Source organism: Pseudodesulfovibrio piezophilus C1TLV30 (genome assembly GCF_000341895.1).
Lineage (GTDB): Bacteria > Desulfobacterota > Desulfovibrionia > Desulfovibrionales > Desulfovibrionaceae > Pseudodesulfovibrio > Pseudodesulfovibrio piezophilus.
On record NC_020409.1, the window covers coordinates 341,151 to 365,545 of the forward strand.

Sequence of the window (24,395 nt, forward strand, 5' to 3'; positions counted from 1 at the left end):
TATGGGCAAAAGCAATGCTCCTTCTGCGAAAGCTTTGCAGAATCTTCGCAATATAGGGATTATCGCTCATATTGATGCGGGAAAAACTACTCTCTCAGAGAGGATATTGTATTATTCAGGGAAGATACATAGGATTGGGGAGGTTCATGAAGGGACAGCCACCATGGACTATATGCCAGAGGAACAGGAGCGAGGGATTACGATCACTTCTGCGGTAACATCATGCCAATGGGACCCGTGCATGATTAATATCATTGATACTCCTGGGCATGTTGATTTTACCATTGAAGTTGAGCGTTCTCTGAGGGTTTTAGATGGTGCCGTTGGTGTCTTTTGTGGTGTAAGCGGAGTAGAGCCACAATCGGAAACAGTGTGGAGGCAAAGTGAAGCCTATCATGTGCCAAAAATAGTTTTTGTCAATAAAATGGATCGTCTCGGTGCTTGCTTTGAAGGGGTTGTCAATTCTATAACTGAGAAGCTGGGGGCCTTGGCTCTCCCCATTCAGTTCCCGGATGGAGAAGGGGTTGATTTCAAAGGGGTCTTTGATCTTGTTTCAATGAAACGACTTGAGTTTGATGCTGAGTCAAATGGGGAGATCTTTGAATCGGTTGAACTCAGTGAAGACGAGATTGACAGACTTGCTCCTTGGAGAGAACGACTTCTTGAAGTTGCTTCGGATGAGGATGAAGAAATTTTGGAATTATATCTGGGTGGGGAAGATATACCACCTGCGAAAATACGTTCAGCTCTTCGCAAGGGAACGCTTGAAAGGCGTTTTGTGCCGGTTTTAGTTGGTTCGGCACTCAAAAATATTGGCGTGCAGCCGGTGTTGGATGCTGTCTGCGATTACCTTCCAAGCCCGCTTGATGTCCCCCCTGCTATGGGAATTGATCCAACATCCAGAAAAAAGAGTGCTTTTAAGGTCTCTCATAAAGAACCGCTTTCTGCCCTTGTGTTTAAAGTGGTCATGGACTCAGGGCGTAAGTTGGCCATGATGCGGCTTTATTCAGGAAAGATCACGACGACAGTACCAGTCTATAATGTGACACAGGGGAAGTCTGAACGTGTCGCCCGTCTATTTCGTCTTCATGCTGGACGAAAGGAAAAAATAGATGTGGCTTATGCAGGTGATATGATTGGTGCAACGGGAATGAAATTTGCGCGGACTGGGGATACTCTCTGCTCTGAGGAATCCCCTCTTCTTTTAGAACAGATTGCCGATTATAAGCCCGTTATTTCACTTGCGATAGAGCCACGAAACTCTGAAGAGGCAGAGAAGCTTGATGAAGCGCTTGAAAAATATCTTTTGGAAGACCCGACTCTGAACTTGAAACGCGACGGTGATACCGATCAGATTATTCTATCAGGGATGGGTGAGCTTCATCTCATTGTCGTTTTGGAAAGATTAAAGCGCGAATATAAATTGGAACCAAGGGCTGGAAAGCCTCAAGTTGTTTATCAGGAAACTGTTATGACCAAGGCTCAGGGCAGTGGGGAATTCCATAGAGAACTGGGTGATGCCATGCACTATGGTAAGGTCTTGCTTTCAGTGGAGCCACGAGAGCGCGGGCAGGGATGTAAGATTTCGTTTGAATTCGCTTATGATGAATGGCCTGATACTTGGGTTGAAGCTGTAGAGGATGGTATTTCTGATGGTCTTCAAAGTGGCACTGTCCGAGGCTATCCTGTGCAGGATATACGGGTACGGGTTCTTGGAATGGAACGGATAGACGGTCAATCAACTCCCGTCGGCTATCGTATGGCATCTGCAGGAGCTCTCAAACAGGCTCTGTCTTTGGCATCTCCCAAGCTGATGGAACCGATTATGTGGATTGAAGTTAATGTGCCGGAGAATTTTGTGGGAGAAGTTGTGGGGCTTCTGGGCTCTCTTGGGGCAAAAATAGAAAACATGCTTGATAAGGCTGGTCATAAGATTGTACAGGGTCTTGCGCCATTGGAAAGTTTGTTTGGGTTTTCGACCGAATTGCGTTCAGCGACGCAGGGCCGAGCTGGTTTTATCATGAAATTTCATCGGTTTGATGTTTTGGAGTAGTGAGTGAGTGACCTCCGTCGACATTCTCTTGAAGAGGGAAAAAGTAGAGACAAGAAAGACTGGCTGATTGGTTCCAAGAGGTGGTTTAAATACTGGTATTTACGCCTGATGCGTCAAAATTCTTCGCCGAAGAATTTGGCTGCTGCCATGGCCCTTGGTATGTTCATCGGAGCCATGCCAATAATTCCCTTCCAGTCGATTGTTGTTATTGCGTTGGCATTTCTCTTCAGAGTCAATAAGCTGGCAGCGTGGCTTGCGACGTGTTATTCCAACGCTGCGACAATGGTTCCCTTTTATTACTTCCTTTTTAAGGTGGGGAATTCGGTCACTTCTTTTAGTAATGTTGTGTTCGATCCACAGAATCTGGAAATGGCAAAGATGATCTCTGCGGGATGGGATGTTTTTCTGATCATGTTTGTCGGCGGTTTGGCTTTTGGGGTTCCAGCTACAATAATAACATATTTTTTCTCATTATATATAATCAGGCGTTATCGGAAGCGCCGCGCGATCAAACAACTCAGAAAGAGAACTGGTAACTGATCCACCACGTCTTTTTGATGTGCTTTTACCTATTTTAAATCAATAAAGAATTGACCGTCGAGCCTCAGCGTACCTCATTTACGCTGAGGCTCGACGGTATTTGGAATCATGAATAACAAATCTAATCAGAGAGATTCCCGCCGTATTCATCTCACTTGATTGCTTTTCCCAATAATAGGGAGTAATTACTTACTTAGTAATCCCTGTTTTTTATCAATATTATGCTGGCTTAATCATAAAACCAATGGAGTTAAGTTGATGAAGATCAAATCTCACTGGTTGCTTCTGGTTTTTTGGTTTTTTTTATGTGGGGTCTTTGGCTTGGCTTTTGTTGTGGGGAATGGGGGGGCTTTTAGCGGGGCAGTAATTGTCTCATTTATCATTATAGTGGGTGGGATGATTTATATACGGGCCTCGCAAAAGAAATTTTACAAGGTTCTTGATGAGCTAGTCGAGCCGTCCTTTTTGGAAAAAAAAATTTGTTTTGAACCTACCACAAATTTTGAAAAGTCAGTTTGTTCCTTGGCTTCGGTTTTGCGAGAAAAGCAAAAGGCCATATCTTTTTATGAAGAATCTTTGAAGAATATTGGGAGCCCTCTTTTTATTTTTGATCAAATGGGGCGGATAATTTGGGTTGGATCACCTGCTTTGGCGCTTGTGCAAAGAACGCCTACCCAGGTGATTGGCTTTTCCTTTGCACAGGCCTTCTTTAATGAAACAGTTCCAACTGAGGTTGAGAAAGCGCTCCAAAGTCATCAATCGGTCATAGTTTCCCTTGAGCGGAAACTGTGGGATGGCAGACCTCTTAAGGGCAAAATGTTTGTGAATCCGGTGATTGCTTCTGATGATCAAATTGGAGCTGTGGGTTTTTTTGTGGATACGACTGAGTTGATAGAGCAGGCTCAGGCGACGCAGCAAGAACGTATTATTCATGCAGGAGAAACATTGAGCGGGCTTGCTGAACATTTAGCATCAGCAACGGAACTTTTATCTGCCTCTGCGGATGATCAAGCTCAGGGAGCGAAAAAACAGCGTAGTCAAACGGAAGCAGTCGCTTCAGCCATGGAAGAAATGACAGGGACTGTTATTAATGTTGCCCAGAATGCCGCGGCAACAAGTGATGCTGCGAAAGACGCACAACAGTCTGCTGCTCAAGGTGTTTCTATGGTAAACAAAGCTGTTGCAGCGATTACTGGGGTCGCCGAATCCACCGATACGTTGGGCCATCAAATTTCCGAACTTGATTCTCAAGCTGGAGATATAGGGAAAATAATCAACACTATAAGTGAGATAGCTGATCAAACTAATTTGCTCGCTCTCAATGCTGCTATTGAGGCTGCGCGGGCTGGCGAAGCAGGGCGAGGCTTTGCTGTGGTAGCAGATGAAGTCCGAAAATTGGCTGAAAAAACAGTTTTGGCAACCAAAGATGTTTCGGAAGTTATTCAAAATATTCAAAAACAGTCACATGATGCATCAGACACAATGCGAACGACAGAACATCTCGTTCTGGAAAGTACAGATTTGTCTAATTTGGCAGGCGATGCTCTTCAGCAAATTCTCACTAGTATGGATAATATGGTTGCAAGAGTCTCTCAGATTGCGACAGCCGCAGAGCAACAGTCGACAGCTGCTGAGCTGATAAATAGAAGTATTGATGAGATTGCTGAAATAGCGAGTGACTCTGACGAAGCTGCAGATCAGGCAGCAGGAGCAACACGAGATTTGGCTGGTCTGGCTCGGGAACTTTTGGGTGTTGCAAATGAATTCATGCACGGGGGTGGTGAAGGGCGCTTGCTGGAATCCGGAACAACGCTCAATGGTGTCCTTCCAATAATCACTCAGGATTTTATTCGACAAACATATGGAGCTGAAGCCTATGATGGTTTGCAAGAAGAGATGGGGATCAAGACATTTCTGCCAACGGAAAGTTATTCAGATTCGGTCATGATGGAAATGGCAGAGTTGCTCTCAGCTTTGGAAGGAGTTGCAGTAAGGGATTTCTTCTTGGATCTTGGGCGAGTTACGATTAAAAAGTTTCATGAAATGTACCCTCAGCACTTCCAGGATGAACCTTTGAAGAATTTTTATTTGAGAATGAATGATATTTACGGGGAATTACTTTCAAAAAATAACGGGGTCAGGCTGCCGAGCTTTACTTTTGAAGACAAAGGAGATGAGTTGTTTATAAACTATAGGTCTGGTCGTGGATTCTTCGATTTTTTTGAAGGGGTGCTTCTGGGGGCGGCTGATTTCAAGGGAGAAAAGGTTTCCATAGCAATCAAACCACTGGATGAAAATACAGCCAGAGCAGAAATTCTCTTCTACGGAAAAGCATGATCTTTTTCAGTTTATAATTTATAATGGGCTACTTGTGTTCTTTTCTGTGATAGTGATCATGGCATTGAATATGAGAGCGTTTTTTCAAGATGTACATCACGGTAGTTAGCATTCATTGAGGAGCATTGAGGATGTCCGACGATCTCAACAGGCAGATATTCAGAGAAGAAGCTTACGATCTCCTTGGAGAACTTGAAGGCGCTTTGCTTGAGTTGGAAGAAAATCCAGATGATATGGATTTGATTAATCAGATTTTTCGTGCCCTGCATACCATAAAAGGGTCCGGGTCCATGTTTGGATTCGAGGATATTGCCGAATTCACTCATGAAGTTGAAACTGTTTTTGATATAGTTAGAAATGGTGAACTGAAAGTTTCACCAGCTCTGTGCGGTCTTGGGCTCAAATCGCGTGATTATATCAAGTCTATGCTCGACGGTGAAGCGGCAGCAGATTCTCCTGTGAGGGATGAAATCCTTGATGGTTTGAAGGATATTTCAGGGATGGGTGATGCTGAAGAGCCCAGGCTCGTGGAAAGTTCGGAAGTTCTTGTTTCACCGGATGACATAGAGGAGGGGGGCGAATCCTCTGATTCTGTCCGCTATAAAATCAGGATGATCCCCAGACCTGGTTCAGATGTTGATGAGTCGATGCTTAAATCCGTTTTCGACGAGCTTGAAACTCTTGGGGAATTTTCTATCGTTTCCAGACCTCAAGATTCAGATGGGACACACCCACTTGGAGGTGAATGGGAACTGTCTCTTGACACTGCTGTGGGCGTGGATGATGTCAATGATGTATTTCTTTTTGTTGATGCTGATTTGGCCATTGAAATAAGTGAATTTAATGAGTCTCTATCGAGTTCTCTTAATGGGGAAGCGGAAGGAGTTACCACATCTCCTGAGCAAATTGTTCCGACTTCTCCTCTTGCACCCCCAAAAACATTGCAGCCTACAGGGGCTGGCACACCCCTTGAAACTCCGCCTCCCAAGCTTGGAGAGTTGTTGATCGATTCTGGAGAATTGACGGAAAGAGATGTTCAAGAGGCTCTCCAAAAACAGAAACCATTGGGCCAGATTCTCGCAGAGGATGGAAAGATCGAGCCGGATAAGGTTGAGAAAGCTGTTCAAAAGCAAATAGAAGTCAAGGAAAGAGAAGCCAATAAGAAACGTCAGGAAGCAATGTCTTCTATTCGAGTTGCTGCGGACAAATTGGATTTTCTTGTCGATCTTGTTGGTGAATTGGTCATTGTTCAGGCCCAGATATCTCAGGTTGTCAGTGAGAGGAATGATCCGCAAATGACTGCTCTGGCTGAGGAGCTGGAGCGTTTGAGTGATGAGTTGCGAGATTCTACTCTGGGTATACGCATGTTGCCGATTGGCACTTCCTTTTCCAAATTTAAACGGTTAGTGCGTGATCTTTCCGGTGAGCTTGGCAAGGAGATTGGACTGTCGACAAGTGGAGAAGACACTGAGCTTGATAAAACAGTGATTGAGCGACTTGGCGATCCTATGGTCCATTTATTGAGAAACAGTCTTGACCATGGAATTGAAACCCCCGAGGAGCGTCAGGCACAAGGTAAGCCATCTCAAGGGATGATTCTTCTTTCTGCCGAGCATTCCGGTGGTGAAGTCCTGATTAGAATCACGGATGATGGACGTGGGATGAGTACGGAAGCCATTCGTGAGAAAGCCATCGAACGCGGTTTGATCCTGAGAGATACCGAGTTGACAGAAAAAGAATTGCTAAAACTCATTTTCGAGCCAGGTTTCTCAACAGCAAAAGAAGTGACAAATGTCTCTGGTAGGGGAGTCGGGATGGACGTGGTCAAACGTGCCATTGATTCTTTGCGGGGGACTATCGATATTGACAGCAAACCGGGACAAGGGACGACAATTACGATTCGATTGCCTTTGACTCTGGCCATTATAGATGGTTTGCAGGTTCGCGTTGAAAATGAGTATTATGTTATTCCCTTATCCTTGGTTGAAGAGTGCGTTGAACTCTCTCGAAGTGAAGTAGAAGCGAGTGATTCTGCACAGCGAATTTTGCATCTGAGAGGGGAGATTGTCCCCTATATCCATATTCGTGATTGGTTTGATATTGAGGGAGATAACCCTCCCATTGAGCAGATTGTGATAACCGGAGTCGAAGGGAGCCGGGTTGGCATTGTCGTGGATACAGTCATCGGTGAGCATCAGACCGTCATCAAGAGTTTGAGTCGAGTTTACAAGGACGTTGAGGGCATTTCCGGAGCCACAATTAAAGGGGATGGTTCCATTGCATTGATCTTGGATATACCAAGTTTGGTTCGTCGTGTTGTGGCTGAATCCAAGTAACGTGCTTCATCATTAGTTACTTACGAGGCGTTGATAAATGGCAAAGAAAATTCGAGTTCTTATTGTAGATGATTCTGCTGTGGTCAGGCAAACTCTTGAAGATATATTGAGTTCCGATCCTGATATCGAGGTGATGGGAACAGCCTCAGATCCGTATGTCGCGGCCCAGCGGCTCAAGACAGAAGTTCCAGATGTCATAACGCTGGATATCGAAATGCCGCGTATGGACGGCCTGACTTTTTTGCAGAAGTTAATGAAGCAGAAACCTATTCCCGTCGTTATTTGTTCATCTGTTGCAGAGAAAGGTACAGGAAACGGTTTGAAAGCCCTGGAGCTTGGTGCTGTAGAAATTATCACCAAGCCCAAAATCGGGACAAAAAAATTTCTTGAAGAATCCAGCATTCGCCTCATTGACAAGGTCAAGGCCGCAGCAATGGCCAAAGCAAAACCTGCCAGTGCGATTACGCCAATCAAGATTGCACCCAAGCTTGATGCAGATGCGGTCATACCTATGGGAAAATCTCAAGCCATGGGGACAACGGAAAAGATATGTCTCGTGGGAGCCTCGACTGGGGGAACGGAAGCTCTTAAGGTGTTTCTTGAGATGCAGCCTCCAGGGTGCCCTCCTATTGGGATAGTCCAGCATATGCCTGAACATTTCACCAAAGCATTTGCAAATCGGTTGAACTCCATTTGTCAGATTACAGTGAAAGAAGCTGAAGATGGAGACCCCATGCTGCGTGGGCAGGCTTTGATCGCTCCGGGTGACAAGCATATGTTACTCAAGCGAAGTGGCTCTAAATATTATGTCGAAGTCAAGGCGGGACCACTTGTTTCCAGGCATCGGCCATCTGTTGACGTCTTATTTCGCTCGGGGGCGAGGTATGGAGGTGGTAATGTCGTCGCCGCTATTATGACAGGAATGGGAGATGATGGTGCCAAGGGTATGAAGGAACTCTACGATGCTGGTGCATACACTATTGCTCAAGATGAAGCGACATGTGTCGTTTTCGGGATGCCACAGGAGGCTATTAAGCACGGTGGTGTACACAAGGTGATGCCACTTCAGCAAATAGCAGGCGAAATCGTCAAAAGTTGTGGCTGATTTTGTGAGGGAGACCTTTCTTGAGAGGCATCTATTCTGCTTTCTGGTCAGATTTTTTGTGAATGTCTGTACACAATGACATGAACAGGTTCTTTCGTGATCATTCCTTCAGTGATTGATTCATCAAGAAAAGCCAGCAGTGGAGCAAGTCTGTCCGGATGATCTATGATTTCAATGACCACGGGAAGATCTTCGGACAACCTGAGAATTTTACTGGTGTGGATACGACTATTGGCACCGAATCCTGCCAATCCACGAAAAACAGTTGCTCCTGCAAGTCCCATTTTGCGAGCCTGCTCAACAACAACATTAGCCAGTGGACGGCCTTCAATTTTATCGTCTTCGCCCGTGTAAATTCTTATGCGTTCTGCTTTTTCCAAAAGTTTCATGCCATTCCTGCCGATAGTGTTTAAATGAGTCTACCCAGTGCGATGCCGGTTAAAACCAGGAATAGTCCAACAAGACTTTGCCCGACGACATTAAAGAGTGCTGTTGTTATTTGGCTCAGCTTGACCAGTTCTGCGGTTTCAAACATGTATGTTGAAAAGGTGGTAAAGGCTCCCATAAATCCAGTGAGAGCTAAAAGGCGGATCTCACTTCCCGGGAGGAGCCTGTTTTCGAAGAATCCCCATACAGTGCCGAAGAAGAGACAGCCCAGCATATTTACAGCAAAGGTTCCGGCGGGGAAACTTCCTCCTGCCAATTTTTGTGCTACACCTGAAAGCCAGTATCGAGAAAGGGTGCCAGCTGCACCACCTGCAGAAAGGAAGAGTATTTTTGTCAACATTTTATTATCCTTGCGCCATCATATCAATTCAATGGGAGAAAGCCAATGGCACTGGAGTGTGAATTAAAATATTTGAATGTCGATTTTAAGAAGTTACGCAATGCGTTGAGAGAGCTTGGGGCTGAAAGCTCTGGGCCATATTTTGAAACAAATTTGGTTTTTGATACAAGAGAGCGGTCTTTACGGGAAAGTAATATCCTCCTGCGTCTTCGTCAAAAAAGGAGTGATGTTCTTTTAACGGTGAAACGACCACCAGAGGTTATAATCGATTCCATGTTGAAGGTTGTCGAAGAGCTTGAGACAACTGTGGATGATTTTGATTCGATGCTTGCCATCTTGGACACTCTCGGTTTTTTCATTTCTTTTTCGTATGAAAAAGTCAGAGAGAAGTGGAGATTCATGCGATGTGCAATTTGTCTGGATGAATTGCCATTTGGGTCTTTCGTTGAGATAGAAGGAGAAGAACATGATATTTTCCAAGTCTCAAAATTGCTAGGTATTCAAGATTCAAAGACTTCAAAACAGACATACCATGCCTTGAATGTAGCATATCGTAAACAGAATGGCCTGGCAGACGAGGAGAGTTTTGTCTTTACGAAAGAACAGAAAGAGGCCATCGACAAACAAATTGGGAAAGATTAGCCATCGTCACTCGACAGATGGGTAAAACGAATTTATATTTGCTGATATGGATTAAAAAGAGGACTGTTGGAGAGTAATGCATATGAGCGACCCTTTTACTGGTGATCACTTAGACTCAGAGCTTCTTGATGAACGTGAGATTCAAGAACCTCGAAAATACAAGGTCTTGCTGCACAATGATGATTATACGACCATGGATTTTGTTGTTGAAGTCCTCGTCCGTGTTTTCAAAAAAAATGAAGACCAGGCCACAGCTATAATGCTGTCCGTACACAATCAAGGGTACGGTATATGTGGAATTTACACCGCTGAGGTGGCAGAAACCAAGGTGGACCTGGTGCACAGGCTGGCAAAAAGTGCTGGCTATCCCCTCAAGTGCAGCATGGAAGGTGAATAAAATATGACGATGCTCAGTAAGGAATTGGAAAGTGCATTGACTTCAGCTGTCAATGAGGTGAAGCGAAGAAATCATGAATTTCTGACACTTGAGCACCTTTTGTATGCGATTTCCGTCGAGGAACAGGGAGAGGAAATTCTCGAAGCGTGTGGAGCAGAAATGGAGAAACTCCGCGATCAACTCGGGAGATTCTTTGTCGAGAACATGGAAGCTCTTCCCAAAGGGACAGAAACAGAGGTTATCCAGACTCTGGGAGTTCGCCGGGTTTTGCAAAGAGCCGTATGGCAAAAAAAAGCTTCGGGGAAAACCGTAGTGGAAGTCGGAGATGTTCTGGCTGCCATGTTTGATGAAGAAGATTCATATGCAGTCTATTTTTTGAGAACACACGATGTCTCGCGTCTCGATATTCTTGAATTCATTTCTCACGGAATGTCTACAGGTGACGATTGGAATGACCTCGGAGATCGAGAAGCTCATGTTCCGGGTGCGCCTTTGGACAAATCAGCTGATAAGAAAAGTCCACTTGAAGAATATACTGTCAACCTGACTGATCGGGCGGCCGAGGGACTGATTGATCCGCTCATCGGAAGAAGCGCTGAACTTGAGAGAACTGTTCAAGTGTTATCTCGTCGGCGCAAGAATAATCCGATTTTTGTTGGTGATCCGGGCGTTGGTAAGACCGCTATGGCTGAAGGTCTGGCGTTGATGATAGTTGAAGGACACGTACCGAAAGATTTTCTCAAGGCTGAGATTTATGCTCTGGATATGGGGTCATTGCTTGCAGGGACCAAATATCGGGGGGATTTTGAAGCTCGACTCAAGGGAGTCTTGGCACAGCTCAAGATTAATCGTGAAGCCATTCTTTTTGTGGATGAAATTCATACGATTGTTGGTGCTGGTTCAGTCAGCGGCGGCAGTATGGATGCATCCAATATTCTCAAACCACTGCTCCAGTCCGGCGAAATCCGATGCATAGGATCCACGACCTTTGAGGAATATAAGAATCACTTTGAAAAAGATCGTGCACTTTCCAGACGTTTTCAGAAAATAGAAATAAGTGAACCTTCGGTTGAAGAGACAGTGGCAATACTTAAGGGGTTGCAACCGCACTACGAAGAGTTCCATGGAGTCAATTATACTCACTTTTCGTTGAAAGCCGCGGCAGAATTGGCAGAACGTCATATCATGGACAGACATCTGCCAGACAAGGCTATTGATGTCATGGATGAAGCTGGTGCTCTGTATAAATTGTCTGGTCGTTCCCGCAAAGGGGATAGGATAAAAGTTTCCGACATTGAAAAAGTCGTTGCGCGTATAGCTCGAATTCCTGCTCGTCGTTTAACTGTATCCGATAAGGTTCGCCTTAAAAGCCTGCAGGACGATTTGAAGGCTGTTGTTTTCGGTCAGGATGAAGCGGTTATGGCTTTGTCAAAATCCATCAAACGCTCTCGGGCTGGGATGAAACAGATAGGGCGTCCTGTGGGGAGTTTTCTGTTAACCGGGCCGACTGGAGTGGGAAAAACAGAGCTTGCTCGCCAACTGGCGCAGGTGCTTGGTATCGGTTTTTTACGGTTTGACATGAGTGAGTATATGGAGAAGCACGCAGTAGCACGTCTTATTGGTGCCCCTCCCGGATATGTCGGGTTTGATCAGGGAGGTCTGCTCACGGAAGGAGTTCGTAAGAAACCCCATTGTGTTGTCCTTTTTGATGAGATCGAGAAAGCACATCCTGATGTTTTCAATATTCTCCTTCAGGTTATGGATTATGCAACGTTGACAGATAATAATGGGCGAAAGGCAGATTTTCGTCATGTTATATTGCTCATGACCTCAAATGCAGGTGCTCGAGAAATGTCGAAAGGAGCTATAGGGTTCACTCGAAATCAGGATTCGGACCGTACAGGAGATGCCCTGAAGGCTTTGGAAAAGCTCTTTAGTCCTGAATTTAGGAATCGTCTTGACTCCATAATTACCTTTAAGGCCCTTGAGCAACCGGTTATGGAACTGATTGTTGATAAATTCATAAAGGAACTTAATGATCAATTGCAGGACAGACGTGTGGTTGTGACACTGACAGATAAAGCGAGAACCCGTTTTGCCGAGCTTGGTTATGATACGACTATGGGGGCAAGGCCTATGGGACGGGTTATTCAAACGGAAATCAAGGATATTATTGCAGATGAACTACTCTTTGGTGAATTGACCAAAGGAGGAGTCGTAACAGTTGATTGCGTTGAGAAATCGAAAAAGAGAAGGGCCGCTTCGTTTGTTGGGGAATCTGGAGAATTTAGCTTCGCTTTTGAAGCTACTCCCAAAAAACAATAGTGATTCACATCAGTCGTCCGGCTCGGAACGCCTGTCGTTTCGAGCCGTTTTTTTATAAAATGTTGTTGGTTAAAGTATGATTCCATGAACTATCTGATCCTCTCCAGTAGTGGCCTTCTCAAGCTGGGTGAGTAGAGAGGGCTTTTAGGACCTCAATGACTATCTACAGGTTATTCGATGACCCCGTTTTTCCAGATCCGGAAGATGCAGACCCTGATGGTCTGCTGGCAGTCGGAGGGGATTTATCTCCACAACGAGTACTGACAGCTTACGCAAATGGCATTTTCCCTTGGTATGCTGAGGATTCTCCGATTCTTTGGTGGTCAACCAATCCCAGACTCATTTTGTTGCCGGAAGAACTTCATGTACCGCGGAGTTTAAAGCGAGCTCTCAATAAGAATGTCTTTAGCTTTACCCTTGATCAGGATTTTGATGGGGTCATTCAAGGATGTGCGGCATCAAAGAGGGGAGATCAAGATGGTACATGGATCATTGAAGAAATGATTGAAGCTTATGCTCTGCTGCATGAACTGGGATATGCCCATAGTGTAGAAGCATGGCAGGATGGTTCTCTTGTTGGTGGACTTTATGGCGTTTCACTTGGTTCTGCTTTTTTTGGTGAATCGATGTTCTTCAAAATCCCAGATGCTTCGAAAGCTTCATTTGTTGTTCTGGTCAACCAGTTAAGAGCTTGGGGCTTCACTCTGATTGATTGTCAACAGACAACAGCGCATCTTTTACGGTTTGGAGCGAGAGAGATGCAGCGATTTCGTTTTTTGGACATGCTGCATGAAGCCATGAATCAACCGACAAAGGAAGGACGCTGGGTATTTGATTCGTAAACATCTGTTATTCTTTGATATCAAGCCTTATAAGATAGCTGAGCAAGTCCCGAAAGTCATTATCTGACATTTTCCAACGTGGCATGCAGTAGTCCATTTCATATCCATTGGGGCGCAGTCCTTCGTAGAGAGCCTCTTGTAGGGTTCTCATGGTATACGCAGGGTGTGAGCCGTCTTGTCGGCTGGCAAATGGGTAGCCATCTTCGACAAGATATTTAAAAGAGATGGGAGGGGTGACAACAAAACAGAAATCGGGTTGGATGCCACCAAGCCCTTGAACGCCATGGCAAGCAGCGCAGCCTCCTCCTTTATTTCTAAGCCAGTATGGACCACCATCAAAAGGTATATGCGCTCCATGGGAGTGTTTCCCATGTAAGAAAATTGATTCACCATTGGCTGTCGTCGCTTCTGCAAGGATCTTTTTTTTGTCGATGTTTTTTTCGTTTCCATAAGCTGTTAACGGTAAAAGCAGGGAAGTTAATAAGACCAGGGCACACAGGTAGCGAATAATCATGGTTTACCTTTGTGTTATTCTTTTATTCTTCGATAAGGGGCGGGTGTTTGCTGAGATCATATAATCCCTTGAGTGGAATATTGAGTGGATAACTTGGAATTTTTTTGAACTCTATAACCCCGAGATTTTTATTCGGAACAGCTTGCGACAGCCCCATAAGTCCGTCTGGGACAGGGAAGGATAGGGGGGTGGAGTGAATAGCTGTAAGCCTTGTGGAATACTGTTCTTTCAGATAGTTTATAATACGGTTCCGTTCATCAAGAGTGAATGATTCCATAACAACATTTCGACTACTCTTCGAAACTGGAATGTCTGTTTTTGGAGTGTATAGCGTGTGAGACCAATCAATGCTCTCCTCCATGGAAGCGCTCCAACTGGACCGGAAGAGGTGGACCTCGACATTTCGCCGTCCTTTGAAACTTCGGATGACCATGGAAATGGAATGAGCGTAGGGGGCCAGAGGTTTTGAGTTCGGTTCTGTAATGGTTATTTTCATTTGGTTCCTCCAAGCTGTCATTATTACAGTATATAGTTGTTTATAACGTTTTTCAATTGAATTCCACAACTCAGCAGAAATTTATGCCAGACTTCAAGCTTGTTAGTGAATTTTCTCCAAAGGGAGATCAGCCAGAGGCCATTCATCAATTGGTAGAGAATTTGAAAGCAGGGGTGAGGGATCAGGTCTTGCTTGGTGCGACAGGTACCGGAAAGACTTTCACCATGGCCAATATTGTTGCTGAATTAAATCGACCTGCTCTTGTGCTTGCACCAAACAAAACTTTGGCGGCACAGCTTTACACGGAATTCAGAGGGCTTTTTCCTGATAATGCAGTCGAGTATTTTGTCAGCTATTATGACTATTACCAACCAGAAGCCTACCTTCCTCATTCAGATGTATACATTGAGAAAGACTCCTCCATCAATGACAACATAGATAAATTGCGCCATGCCGCGACCCACGCGCTTCTGACTCGTCAGGACGTCCTTCTTGTTGCTTCTGTTTCCTGTATATACGGGCTTGGTTCCCCTGATTATTATGCAAAAATGGTCATTCCTATTGAGGAAGGGCAATCTATGCCCATGGAGACTCTTTTGAGTCGTTTGGTTGAAATTCATTACGAACGAAATGATTATGATTTCCACCGTGGAACATTTCGGGTGAGGGGGGATGTTGTCGAGATAATCCCAGCGTATAGCCGAGAGAAGGCAATACGAATGGAGTTTTTTGGGGATGAGATTGACTCTATTACCGAGACAGATCCTCTGACCGGTGAGGTGAAGGACCATCTTCGTAAGACAGTCATATATCCGGGCAGCCATTTTGTTTCCGATCGTGAGAATCTTGATCGCGCAGTGCAGGATATACGAAACGAATTACAGACCCGTCTGGCAGAGATGAAGCAAGCCAATAAGTTGGTCGAGGCCCAACGGTTGGAACAGCGTTCGATGTATGATCTGGAGATCATCGAAGAGTTGGGGTACTGCAATGGTATCGAAAATTATTCCCGGCATCTGGACGGACGAACCGTCGGGCAGCCTCCTTCAACCTTGCTGGATTATTTTCCTGAAGATTTTATTCTTTTCGTTGATGAGTCACATATTGCGCTTCCTCAGGTGGGCGGGATGTTTAATGGTGATCGATCGAGAAAAACGACCTTGGTTGATTTCGGCTTCAGATTGCCTTCTGCATTGGACAACAGACCTCTCAACTATGAGGAATTCCAAGATCGAATTAAACAGGCCGTTTATGTCTCTGCAACTCCGGGGCCTCTGGAAATGGATTTGGCTCAGGGACTTGTTGTTGAACAAATCATTCGTCCTACCGGATTGCTTGATCCCATCGTGGAGGTGCGAAAGGTTCAGGGACAGATTGACGACTTGTTGTCCGAGTGTAAAAAAAGACAATCAGTTAATGAACGGGTTCTTGTGACTACACTGACGAAGAGGATGGCTGAAGACCTGAATGATTATCTCAATTCCATGGGAGTGCCGACACGATATCTGCATTCAGACATTGACACCTTGGAGCGGATGGCAATTATTCAGGCTTTGAGGGCTGGAGAGTTTTGTGTCCTTGTAGGGATCAACCTTCTTAGAGAAGGACTTGATATTCCGGAAGTTTCACTGGTCTCCATACTGGATGCGGATAAAGAAGGCTTTCTGCGCTCGAATCGTTCGCTTATCCAGACATTCGGTCGTGCGGCGCGCAATGTTGAAGGGCGCGTCATAATGTACGCGGACAAGATTACTGGTTCGATGGCTTCTGCCATGGATGAAACGTTGCGACGTCGGGAAAAACAGCTGGATCATAATATTAAGCATGGGATTGTCCCTCAAACCATTCGGAAGAAAGTGGACAATTTGTTTGGCGATCTGGGAAGCGGAGCATCAGAGAGTGGAAAGATGGGAATGGCTGCGGAGACTTCTGCGGATTATGGTGCAGATCCGAAGCAGTTGGAAAAAAGTATCAAGCGGCTAGAGCGTGATATGCGGGACGCCGCCAAAGAACTGGAATTCGAACGAGCAGCCGATCTTCGTGACCGTGTTGCCTTGCTTCGTGAACGTCTTTTAGAATTGGGGTAATCCATGCTCGAAACAGTACACAGGCGAATGCTCAAATTGAGGGCTAAATTGGGGTCAGTCTGGAGTGTGATTCTGGGGCTTGTGTATCTCTTCAACGTCTTCATTGTTGGGATTGCTTTTTACATGGGCTATGAGAACTGGGATTTCGCAAGTTCATTTTACATGGTGGTTATTACCCTTTCTACCGTGGGCTTCATGGAAGTGAATGAACTCTCTCAGACTGGTCGGATTTTTACGGCTTTTTTGATTATGGGGGGGGTGGGCGGTTTTGTTTATATGGCTGGTGCATTCGCACAGATCCTTATTGACGGTCGATTGCAAATTATGTGGGGTAAACATAAAATGATGAAAGAAATAAGTAAATTGAGAAATCATTTTATCGTCTGTGGGCACGGCCGAATAGGAAGTATTGTCGTGCAGGAGATAAGCAACGAAGGACTTGATGTTGTTGTTATCGAGCAGGACCCGGAGCTTATCGACAAAATGGAGCAGGAAGGGATTCTTTGCCTGGATGGAGATGCCACAAGTGATCAGACTCTTCTTGCTGCGGGGCTGCTTCATGCCAAGTCCCTTATTTCGGCGCTCACGAGTGAAGCAGCCAATGTCTATGTCACTTTGACTGCGCGGCAATTAAATCCAAATATTACAATTGTTGCCCGTGCTGGGGACAAGTCTCATATTTCACGTTTGGAATTGGCGGGAGCAAATAGAGTTGTCCTTCCTCATTTTATAGGGGGTCTTCGAATGGCGCAGAATGTGTTGCGCCCGACGGTTACCAACTTTATAGAACTTGCAGTTCGTGGTGGTATTGATCTCCAAATGGAAGAATTGGAAATCACACCACATTCCGAATTGTGCGAATTGGATCTTATTGAGTCCAAAATTAGACCTCGTTTTAATTTGATTATTATTGCCATCAAGAAAGGGACTGGAGAAATGGTATTTAACCCTGGTCCCAAAGAAGTCATTCACGCTTATGACACACTGTTAGCTGTTGGTAAGAAAACGAATCTATCTGAAATTAAAGCAATCCTTTAAAGAAAAACGGACACATTGAGCATATGGCTTCTTCTCACGTCGCAACGCGCGTTCACTCGTTGCGTGAAAAAATCGAATATCACAATCATCGTTATTACGTCATGGATGCACCGGAAATTACTGATGCTGAATACGATGAACTCTTTCGCAAGCTGATTGAACTGGAAAAGGAATATCCTGAGTTTGATGACCCGAATTCCCCAACGAAAAGAGTAGGAGGGGAACCGGCTGAAGGGTTTTCTCCCTATGAACATTCCATGCGGATGTATAGCTTGGATAATGCTATGAGCCTTGATGGATGGGATGCCTTTGCAGATCGGATCGTTGCGAATACAGGGCGATCAGACGCATTATACTGGGCTGATCCAAAAATGGATGGTCTTGCTCTTGAGGTCATCTATGAGAAGGGCCGCTATGTCAGAGCCGCGACTCGGGGAGATGGGCTTATCGGTGAGGATGTGACGGGGAATATGAGAACTGTCATGAATCTGCCCATGGTTTTGAAAGGGAAAATTGTTCCTGACCGACTTGAGGTCCGTGGTGAAGTTGTCATATCAAATCAAGATTTTGCCATTCTCAACCAGAAACAACGAGATGCTGGTTCCAAAGTTTTCGCGAATCCTCGTAATGCTGCTGCCGGGTCAATCAGACAGCTTGATTCCAAAGTTGCAGCATCACGTCCTCTCCGATTCCTTGCGTACGGGATTGGGACAATCGAGTGGAGCACACCTCTTTTTTCGTGGAATAGCCAAGCGGAAATAATGAGCGGGCTGAGCGAGTTGGGATTTTCCATTCCTCCTGAAGCAAAACTCTGCAATTCGAAGCAGGAAGTTGCCGAATATTTTCTTGATCTTATGGAACGTCGTTCCTCATTGCCCTTCGAAATAGATGGGGTTGTCGCGAAACTCAATAGTCTCGATCTACAACGAACTTTGGGATATACTTCTCGTGCCCCAAGGTGGGCGCTGGCACTGAAATTCCCGGCTTATCAAGCCAAAACCCGATTGAATTCAATCAGAATTCAAGTTGGCAGAACTGGTGTTTTGACGCCGGTTGCAGAGCTTGAGCCGGTATCCTTGGCTGGAGTCGTGGTTTCTAATGCAACGCTACATAATAAAGGCTACATTGAAGAGCGTGATTTTCGTATCGGAGATAATGTTTTGATACAACGCGCAGGGGATGTTATTCCTCAAGTTTTGTCCGTAGATAAAGCAGAGAGACCGGACGATGCTGTCCCATATCAGTTTCCAAGTAACTGTCCTGTTTGCATGAGTGTCGCTATAGAGGACGGTGAAGCTGTGAGGTGTGTCAATGAAACATGCCCAGCCAAAGCGGTTCAGCAGATCATTCATTTTGTTTCCAAGGCAGGGCTGGACATGGAGGGGGTCGGTAAAAAATGGGTCGAACGCCTTGCGTTGGATGGTGTGTTGAAAACTCCGGCAGATCTTTTCTTTTTGGAGAAGACAACTCTGCTCAAGTATGAAGGCATGGGTGACAAGTCTGCCGATAAGTTTATTGCGGCTGTAGAAAAAAGACGGCGAGAAGCTCCTCTCTGGCGGTTGATTGCTGGATTGGGAATACGACATGTGGGAGAACAGACTGCTAGGATGCTGGGAGCTCATTTCACGGATTTGGAAGCGATTGGGTTGGTAACACGCGAAGAATTACAGGATTTGGAAGATATAGGACCGATCGTAGCCGAGAGTCTCTTTGAATATTTTCAGCGTCCTTCAACCCGAGAGTTGATAGAAAAATTCAAGGCCGCTGAATTTTGGCCACAAGGCAGCATATCTACTGCCATTTCGGAACAGGAATTACGACCGTTGGCAGGTAAAGTGTTTCTTTTTACCGGGAGTCTTCCTGACATGTCGCGCACTCAGGCTCAAGCGCTTGTGGAGGCTCAAGGAGCGAGCGCAGCGAAATCGATTTCAAAAAAAGTTGACTACGTGGTGGTTGGAGACAAAGCTGGATCAAAGAGGGCCAAAGCAGAAAAAATGGGGCTTGAGATACTTGATTCTGATGCTTTCAAAGCGTTACTTTAATCATCTGATTCGTAATAAAATTTCAGGAGGAGCTGTTATGACAACAGATATTGTCATTCTTGGTGCAAAGGGACGTATGGGAAAAACCTTGGTCAATTTGACTCTGGCAGATGCAGAGTTGAATCTTGTCGGAGCATGTGAACGAGAAGGCAATACAGGAGGTATTGAGCATGAAGGATGCATCATGACTGACTGTCTTGAGGAGCTTCTGCCACAAGTCCCAGGGGCTGTTATAATAGATTTTACAGCTCCCGAAGCTTCTTTGGCAATGGCTCAAATTGCAGCAAAAAATGGCAACCCCGCTGTGATTGGAACAACCGGTCTGAATTCGACCCAACAAGCTGATTTGGAAGTGTTTGCTCGGGAGGTTCCTCTTTTCTGGGCACCAAACATGTCTGTGGGAGTCAATACTTTGCTGAAGATTCTACCTATGCTGGTAAAGGCGCTTGGCCCAGATTATGATATGGAAATGGTTGAGACTCACCATAAAATGAAAAAGGATTCTCCAAGTGGAACAGCCCTGAAGCTGGCTCAATGCATGGCCGAGGCCCGTGGCTGGGAGTATGATGACGTCAAGAAGCATTGTCGTGACGGTATTATTGGGGAACGCCCCAAGAATGAGATAGGTGTGCAAACCTTACGAGGTGGTGATGTTGTTGGCGACCACACAGCATTTTTCTTTGGACCTGGCGAGCGTATAGAAATAACTCACAGGGCTCATTCTCGTGAAACGTTTGCATCAGGAGCGTTGAGGGCTGCAAAATGGCTGGCAAAGCAAAAAAACGGAAAGCTCTACTCCATGGCAGATATGGTGTAATTCTCTTCTATGTGAGAATAAGAAACGGGGACTGTGTATACAAGCGGTTCCCGTTTTTTTTGAAGCATTACAGTATGGGGGAAAGTAATCTGGCAAAGCGAATGACGGTTTGTGAAATGATATTTTTCCGATTATATTCCAAAGTATCTGTTTCTTTACATCGAGCAAAATCAGCTTCAAACATTCCTTCAACTTGCTGACAGAATGTTTGATTTTCAACCAACATGGTAATTTCGAAATTCAAGCGGAACGAACGATTATCAAGGTTTGCCGTTCCGATGCCCGCGATGGTGTCGTCAACGAGAAATACTTTTTGATGTAAAAAACCAGCATGATAGCGGTAAATACGAATGCCGGGGAGTCTCAAATCGTTGAGGCATGCAAACCCAGCCAGATAGACGAGAAGGTGATCTGCCTTTTGGGGAAGTATAATACGAATATCGACACCGCGCATAGCTGCCAGTTGAAGCGCTTTGGTCACGGAACTGTCCGGAACATAATAGGGGCTTGCTATCCAAAAGCGCTTCTTGGCTGCATTGATGGCTCTGATGAACATGAGTGAACAGGATTCGAGATCGTCAGCCGGACCTGTTGCCAGAGCGAGCACATCAACATCTCCGGCCCGTTCTGGCATTGCCAAATCGTGCTCATGAAGTTCATGGGTAGCCCAGTACCAATCCTTGGCAAAACTTATCTTGATTCCCAAGACAGCAGGGCCGGTAATTTTTAGATGGGTATCGCGCCAGCCTTTGAACTTGTTTGTCTGTCCGAGGTATTCATCACCAACATTATGCCCTCCAACAAATGCAGTACAACCATCAATGATAACTATTTTTCGATGGTTTCTGAAGTTAAGTTGAAATCGGTTGCCAGGGCCTTTAGTACTGTGAAATGAGTGCGCTTGAATACCAACATCTTGCATTTTTTTCCAGTAGCTTGAAGGTGTTGGGCCACACCCTACTTCATCGTAGAGGAACCGAATCGAGATTCCTGACGCAGCTTTGTCAATCAGGGCTTTTTGAAGTCGTTTTCCCAATTGATCACTGCGGACGATGAAGAATTGTAAGCAAATGGAGTCTTGTGCAGATTTTATTGAGCTTATGATCGCATCAAATGTAGTTACTCCATCCACAAGAAGTGCAACATCATTGCCTTCAAGGAAGGGAATCTCTGCCAATGTTTCAAAGGCACATCGGGGGGCATGTGGAGAGAGTCTTTCAGAAAGCCCTTTGATAGTGGGTATGTTGTTTTTACTAATTTTTTTCAGATACCGTATTTTCCTCGCCCGCATGATTTCTACATAGCCATGAAATTTACTTCGTCCAAAGACCCAGTAAAGTGGGAGAGCTATGAAGGGGATTGATATGAGTGAAAGTGCCCAGGCTACAGCGCCCTGTGGTGTTCTTGTGTCGCGAACAGCCAGGATCGCAGTTGCTATCGCTCCTATCTCAAGCGCAGTGTACGCTATACTCAATGCGGTAAATAAATAATTCAGATCAGTAGAATTCATAAATGTGAAATAGCAGAAAATTATTCAAAGAGGAACAGAGTCCCTTGCTCACGCGGAGGAAATATGGTCTGAATCAAGGCCGTAGGATAGTAAATATGCCCTTTGAAAATAAAGAAAAATTATCACAACACCCCTTTCAGGAATCGCCTAATTTGACGTTGGTGCGTTTGGCTCTACCTGTACTTTTTTCCCTGATTGCAGAGCCTCTGACAGGTTTGGCAGATACTGCGTTTATTGCTCGTTTGACAGGACCTGAGCCTGTGGCGGCCTTGGGGATTGGGAGTGTGGCGTTTTCCTCTCTTTTCTGGGTCTTTGCTTTTTTGGGGATTGGAACCCAGACTCAGGTGGCCAGGAATGAAGGGGGAGGTGGCAATTCGGTTAAAGTGACGTCACTTGCCTCTATGGTTGCTCTTTGTCTTGGCTTTGTTTTAATTGCAGCTTCTTTGCCACTACTTGATACGATTGCCACTCTTTTCGGGGCATATGGGGTCGTGAATGATCTGGCCTGTAAATATATGGCATATAGGCTTTTAGGCGCTCCGGCTGTTCTTGTTTCTCTGGTATGCTTCGGAGCCTTACGAGGTGTTCAGGATATGAGGACTCCCTTATTGGCCGCTCTCGGGATCAATGCCATCAATTTCCTTTTGGATTGGGTCTTGATTTTTGGGAATGGTCCCTTTCCAATGATGGGAGTCAGTGGCGCAGCCCTGGCCAGTTCTGTGAGTCAATGGGGGGGCGCTCTATGGTTACTCCTTGTCGTCAGGAAAAAAATAGGACTGACTTGGAAATTTAAGGGCGCAGGGATAGTCGAATTGATGCAAGTGGGGGGAGATCTATTTATTAGAACAGGGGTGCTTTTATTCTTCTTCGGACTCTGCACCAGAGTGGCGAATGGGGCTGGAGCAGACCAAGGGGCCGCTTATCAGGCTATTCGACAATTTTATATTTTTTCAGCTCTTACGCTGGATGCTTATGCTATTACTGGGCAAAGCCTGGTCGGCTATTTTTTAGGGCGTGGGGACACCTTTTTTGCACATCGGGTAGCTGTTGTTGTATGTCGCTGGAGCATCGTGACAGGATGTGTCGTCTGTTTAGCCATGCTTCTCGGTAAGGATTTTGTCGCGTGGCTCCTTGTGCCTGCGACTGCTGTAGGTGTTTTTGGTCCGGCGTGGTCTGCTGCCGCTCTTTCCATGCCCTTGGGGTCTTTATCGTTCGCAACAGATGGGTTGCATTGGGGGAGTGGCGATTTCAGATATCTTCGTAATGCCATGGTCATCTCTTCAGTCCTTTGTGTAATAATAGTCTTTTGTGTTGATGCTAAGTCGAATGACGTTGTTTACTACATATGGCTCGTCACAATTCTTTGGACACTCCTTCGGGCAGGATTTGGCATCGTACGAATTTGGCCAGGTGTAGGAGATGCTCCTCTGAGCAAAGCATAAAAAAGGCTGCCACACGGCAGCCTTTTTTATGCTTTGCTCAGGTTTGGAATTAATGCTCAGCCAGATAATTGAACATAAAAGCATATGCATGGCGCATTTCTAGTTCAAGCTCACTTAGATGGGATTGGGCCGCATTCATATCCTTTGCTTTGGACGCTCTTTCAAGGAGCAAGCAACAGTCTCGGATTCTGCCAGCTCCCATTGTTGCCGCTCCTCCTTTTAAAGCATGAGCCAAATGGCGGAGGCGTTCAACATCTTGTGAGCCCAATGCATCCTTGATCTCTTGGATTCTCTTGGGCTCTTGTGAGATAAAAACGGTAAACATTCGTTTTAAAAACGGTTGTTTACCAGCCATTGAATCAAGAAATTTACTATCTATGACTTCGTGTTTGTCCATATCAATCGATCGATGTTACAACATCATTCTTTTGCAGAAGAATCGAAGTGAAAATCAAAAGCCCCTCAACATCCAGACAATGACATCTTCTCATCTCTATACGTCAGCAGTAATTTTTCGGCAACAATTTTGACGCGAATCATCGTATGGAATTACGTGAGAAGGAATACCATGAAAAAGGGCAGAAGCTTTCAGCTTCCACCCCATGATAGTCATCGACTTATTATGGCTGGGTTACATCGTGTATAATTTTTCACCGGGAATAATTTCGATGGTGTTTTTTTGGAGAAGTTCAATTCCTTGTTCCGTGCGATCGAAGCGCAGAATGAGGATTGCTGAATCTCCACTTTGCTGTACAAATGCATACATGTATTCAACATTGATTTCAGCATTTTGAAGCATTGTTAAAATATCATGCAACCCACCCGGTTTGTCGGGAACTTTTACTGCCACAACGGTGGTACGTCCTACAGTGAAACCATTTTCTTTCAGTTTTGCTTTAGCTTTTTCAAAATCGGAAACGATGAGACGGAGGATTCCGAAATCCGAGGTATCTGCCAGAGACAGTGCCCGGATATTCACTTGAGCTTCCGAAAGCAGGCGGGTGACCTCGGCTAATCGGCCTGCTCGGTTTTCCAGGAATATGGAGAGTTGATTGACTTTCATGGTGATCTCCTTGAAGTATGGC

General features: G+C 45.3%; 21 protein-coding genes. 14 read left to right on the forward strand and 7 right to left on the reverse strand.

Annotation, left to right across the window (positions count from 1 at the left end; translation table 11 throughout):
- Position 1: 1 nt before the first annotated feature.
- The 5 genes from fusA (at position 2) to BN4_RS01720 (ending at position 8,371) form a co-directional block, all read left to right on the forward strand.
- Complete coding sequence (fusA, locus tag BN4_RS01700; RefSeq protein ID WP_015413616.1) at positions 2-2,053, forward strand: elongation factor G; 2,052 nt, start codon at positions 2-4, stop codon at positions 2,051-2,053.
- A 3-nt stretch (positions 2,054-2,056) separates the two neighbouring features.
- Positions 2,057-2,593, forward strand: a complete 537-nt coding sequence (locus BN4_RS01705) for a DUF2062 domain-containing protein (protein WP_015413617.1) — start codon at positions 2,057-2,059, stop codon at positions 2,591-2,593.
- Between the two features lie 258 nt (positions 2,594-2,851).
- Complete coding sequence (locus BN4_RS01710) at positions 2,852-4,930, forward strand: methyl-accepting chemotaxis protein (RefSeq protein WP_015413618.1); 2,079 nt, start codon at positions 2,852-2,854, stop codon at positions 4,928-4,930.
- A 131-nt stretch (positions 4,931-5,061) separates the two neighbouring features.
- Positions 5,062-7,266: a chemotaxis protein CheA gene (locus BN4_RS01715; protein WP_015413619.1), complete on the forward strand. Its 2,205-nt coding sequence runs from the start codon at positions 5,062-5,064 to the stop codon at positions 7,264-7,266.
- A 37-nt stretch (positions 7,267-7,303) separates the two neighbouring features.
- The gene (locus tag BN4_RS01720) at positions 7,304-8,371 is read left to right on the forward strand and encodes a protein-glutamate methylesterase/protein-glutamine glutaminase (protein WP_015413620.1); all 1,068 of its coding nucleotides are present in this window, start codon (positions 7,304-7,306) and stop codon (positions 8,369-8,371) included.
- A gap of 47 nt (positions 8,372-8,418) precedes the next feature.
- On the opposite strand, the gene BN4_RS01725 is transcribed toward BN4_RS01720, so the two are convergent.
- Both BN4_RS01725 and crcB read right to left on the reverse strand, forming a co-directional pair.
- Positions 8,419-8,760 (reverse strand): DUF190 domain-containing protein, encoded by a 342-nt coding sequence (locus BN4_RS01725; RefSeq protein WP_015413621.1) that lies wholly within the window; start codon positions 8,758-8,760, stop codon positions 8,419-8,421.
- Between the two features lie 20 nt (positions 8,761-8,780).
- Positions 8,781-9,155 (reverse strand): fluoride efflux transporter CrcB, encoded by a 375-nt coding sequence (crcB, locus tag BN4_RS01730; protein WP_041720541.1) that lies wholly within the window; start codon positions 9,153-9,155, stop codon positions 8,781-8,783.
- Positions 9,156-9,203: 48 nt separating this feature from the next.
- Here crcB and BN4_RS01735 point away from each other — a divergent pair, with 48 nt between their 5' ends.
- From BN4_RS01735 to aat, 4 genes are all read left to right on the forward strand, one after another.
- Entirely contained in the window at positions 9,204-9,800 is a 597-nt protein-coding gene (locus tag BN4_RS01735; RefSeq protein WP_015413623.1) for a class IV adenylate cyclase, read from the forward strand.
- An 82-nt stretch (positions 9,801-9,882) separates the two neighbouring features.
- Entirely contained in the window at positions 9,883-10,197 is a 315-nt protein-coding gene (gene clpS / locus BN4_RS01740; protein WP_015413624.1) for an ATP-dependent Clp protease adapter ClpS, read from the forward strand.
- A gap of 9 nt (positions 10,198-10,206) precedes the next feature.
- Entirely contained in the window at positions 10,207-12,522 is a 2,316-nt protein-coding gene (gene clpA, locus BN4_RS01745) for an ATP-dependent Clp protease ATP-binding subunit ClpA (RefSeq protein WP_083863130.1), read from the forward strand.
- Positions 12,523-12,677: 155 nt separating this feature from the next.
- Positions 12,678-13,364, forward strand: a complete 687-nt coding sequence (aat, locus tag BN4_RS01750) for a leucyl/phenylalanyl-tRNA--protein transferase (protein ID WP_015413626.1) — start codon at positions 12,678-12,680, stop codon at positions 13,362-13,364.
- Positions 13,365-13,371: 7 nt separating this feature from the next.
- On the opposite strand, the gene BN4_RS01755 is transcribed toward aat, so the two are convergent.
- Positions 13,372-13,878 (reverse strand): c-type cytochrome, encoded by a 507-nt coding sequence (locus BN4_RS01755; RefSeq protein WP_015413627.1) that lies wholly within the window; start codon positions 13,876-13,878, stop codon positions 13,372-13,374.
- A gap of 22 nt (positions 13,879-13,900) precedes the next feature.
- Positions 13,901-14,374, reverse strand: coding sequence for a hypothetical protein (locus BN4_RS01760; protein ID WP_015413628.1), 474 nt, complete (start codon positions 14,372-14,374; stop codon positions 13,901-13,903).
- Between the two features lie 83 nt (positions 14,375-14,457).
- Between BN4_RS01760 and uvrB the strand changes: the two genes are divergently transcribed.
- The 4 genes from uvrB to dapB are packed head-to-tail and all read left to right on the forward strand — an operon-like array spanning position 14,458 to position 20,358.
- Positions 14,458-16,461, forward strand: a complete 2,004-nt coding sequence (uvrB, locus tag BN4_RS01765; RefSeq protein WP_015413629.1) for an excinuclease ABC subunit UvrB — start codon at positions 14,458-14,460, stop codon at positions 16,459-16,461.
- A gap of 3 nt (positions 16,462-16,464) precedes the next feature.
- Positions 16,465-17,499, forward strand: a complete 1,035-nt coding sequence (locus BN4_RS01770) for a potassium channel family protein (RefSeq protein WP_015413630.1) — start codon at positions 16,465-16,467, stop codon at positions 17,497-17,499.
- A gap of 23 nt (positions 17,500-17,522) precedes the next feature.
- On the forward strand, positions 17,523-19,541 hold the full coding sequence (gene ligA, locus BN4_RS01775; protein WP_015413631.1) for an NAD-dependent DNA ligase LigA: 2,019 nt from the start codon (positions 17,523-17,525) through the stop codon (positions 19,539-19,541).
- 37 nt (positions 19,542-19,578) lie between these two features.
- Positions 19,579-20,358 (forward strand): 4-hydroxy-tetrahydrodipicolinate reductase, encoded by a 780-nt coding sequence (gene dapB, locus BN4_RS01780; protein WP_015413632.1) that lies wholly within the window; start codon positions 19,579-19,581, stop codon positions 20,356-20,358.
- Positions 20,359-20,425: 67 nt separating this feature from the next.
- Here dapB and cls read toward each other — a convergent pair whose 3' ends face one another.
- A complete protein-coding gene (cls, locus tag BN4_RS01785) occupies positions 20,426-21,868 on the reverse strand; it encodes a cardiolipin synthase (RefSeq protein ID WP_015413633.1) in 1,443 nt (480 codons plus the stop codon).
- A 95-nt stretch (positions 21,869-21,963) separates the two neighbouring features.
- Here cls and BN4_RS01790 point away from each other — a divergent pair, with 95 nt between their 5' ends.
- Positions 21,964-23,310, forward strand: a complete 1,347-nt coding sequence (locus tag BN4_RS01790) for an MATE family efflux transporter (RefSeq protein WP_015413634.1) — start codon at positions 21,964-21,966, stop codon at positions 23,308-23,310.
- A gap of 49 nt (positions 23,311-23,359) precedes the next feature.
- Here the strand turns inward: BN4_RS01790 and BN4_RS01795 are convergent, their stop codons facing one another.
- Both BN4_RS01795 and BN4_RS01800 read right to left on the reverse strand, forming a co-directional pair.
- On the reverse strand, positions 23,360-23,707 hold the full coding sequence (locus BN4_RS01795; RefSeq protein ID WP_015413635.1) for an Hpt domain-containing protein: 348 nt from the start codon (positions 23,705-23,707) through the stop codon (positions 23,360-23,362).
- A 234-nt stretch (positions 23,708-23,941) separates the two neighbouring features.
- A complete protein-coding gene (locus BN4_RS01800; protein WP_015413636.1) occupies positions 23,942-24,373 on the reverse strand; it encodes an ACT domain-containing protein in 432 nt (143 codons plus the stop codon).
- Positions 24,374-24,395 lie beyond the last annotated feature (22 nt).

Excerpts from the sequence above, each read along its gene's own strand:
- fusA (WP_015413616.1), top strand. The coding sequence starts at position 2 with ATGGGCAAAAGCAATGCTCCTTCTGCGAAAGCTTTGCAGAATCTTCGC.
- BN4_RS01710 (WP_015413618.1), top strand. The coding sequence starts at position 2,852 with ATGAAGATCAAATCTCACTGGTTGCTTCTGGTTTTTTGGTTTTTTTTA.
- BN4_RS01715 (WP_015413619.1), top strand. The coding sequence starts at position 5,062 with ATGTCCGACGATCTCAACAGGCAGATATTCAGAGAAGAAGCTTACGAT.
- BN4_RS01720 (WP_015413620.1), top strand. The coding sequence starts at position 7,304 with ATGGCAAAGAAAATTCGAGTTCTTATTGTAGATGATTCTGCTGTGGTC.
- BN4_RS01725 (WP_015413621.1), bottom strand. The coding sequence starts at position 8,760 with ATGAAACTTTTGGAAAAAGCAGAACGCATAAGAATTTACACGGGCGAA.
- BN4_RS01735 (WP_015413623.1), top strand. The coding sequence starts at position 9,204 with ATGGCACTGGAGTGTGAATTAAAATATTTGAATGTCGATTTTAAGAAG.
- clpS (WP_015413624.1), top strand. The coding sequence starts at position 9,883 with ATGAGCGACCCTTTTACTGGTGATCACTTAGACTCAGAGCTTCTTGAT.
- clpA (WP_083863130.1), top strand. The coding sequence starts at position 10,207 with ATGCTCAGTAAGGAATTGGAAAGTGCATTGACTTCAGCTGTCAATGAG.
- aat (WP_015413626.1), top strand. The coding sequence starts at position 12,678 with ATGACTATCTACAGGTTATTCGATGACCCCGTTTTTCCAGATCCGGAA.
- BN4_RS01755 (WP_015413627.1), bottom strand. The coding sequence starts at position 13,878 with ATGATTATTCGCTACCTGTGTGCCCTGGTCTTATTAACTTCCCTGCTT.
- BN4_RS01760 (WP_015413628.1), bottom strand. The coding sequence starts at position 14,374 with ATGAAAATAACCATTACAGAACCGAACTCAAAACCTCTGGCCCCCTAC.
- uvrB (WP_015413629.1), top strand. The coding sequence starts at position 14,458 with ATGCCAGACTTCAAGCTTGTTAGTGAATTTTCTCCAAAGGGAGATCAG.
- BN4_RS01770 (WP_015413630.1), top strand. The coding sequence starts at position 16,465 with ATGCTCGAAACAGTACACAGGCGAATGCTCAAATTGAGGGCTAAATTG.
- ligA (WP_015413631.1), top strand. The coding sequence starts at position 17,523 with ATGGCTTCTTCTCACGTCGCAACGCGCGTTCACTCGTTGCGTGAAAAA.
- dapB (WP_015413632.1), top strand. The coding sequence starts at position 19,579 with ATGACAACAGATATTGTCATTCTTGGTGCAAAGGGACGTATGGGAAAA.
- cls (WP_015413633.1), bottom strand. The coding sequence starts at position 21,868 with ATGAATTCTACTGATCTGAATTATTTATTTACCGCATTGAGTATAGCG.
- BN4_RS01790 (WP_015413634.1), top strand. The coding sequence starts at position 21,964 with ATGCCCTTTGAAAATAAAGAAAAATTATCACAACACCCCTTTCAGGAA.
- BN4_RS01795 (WP_015413635.1), bottom strand. The coding sequence starts at position 23,707 with ATGGACAAACACGAAGTCATAGATAGTAAATTTCTTGATTCAATGGCT.
- BN4_RS01800 (WP_015413636.1), bottom strand. The coding sequence starts at position 24,373 with ATGAAAGTCAATCAACTCTCCATATTCCTGGAAAACCGAGCAGGCCGA.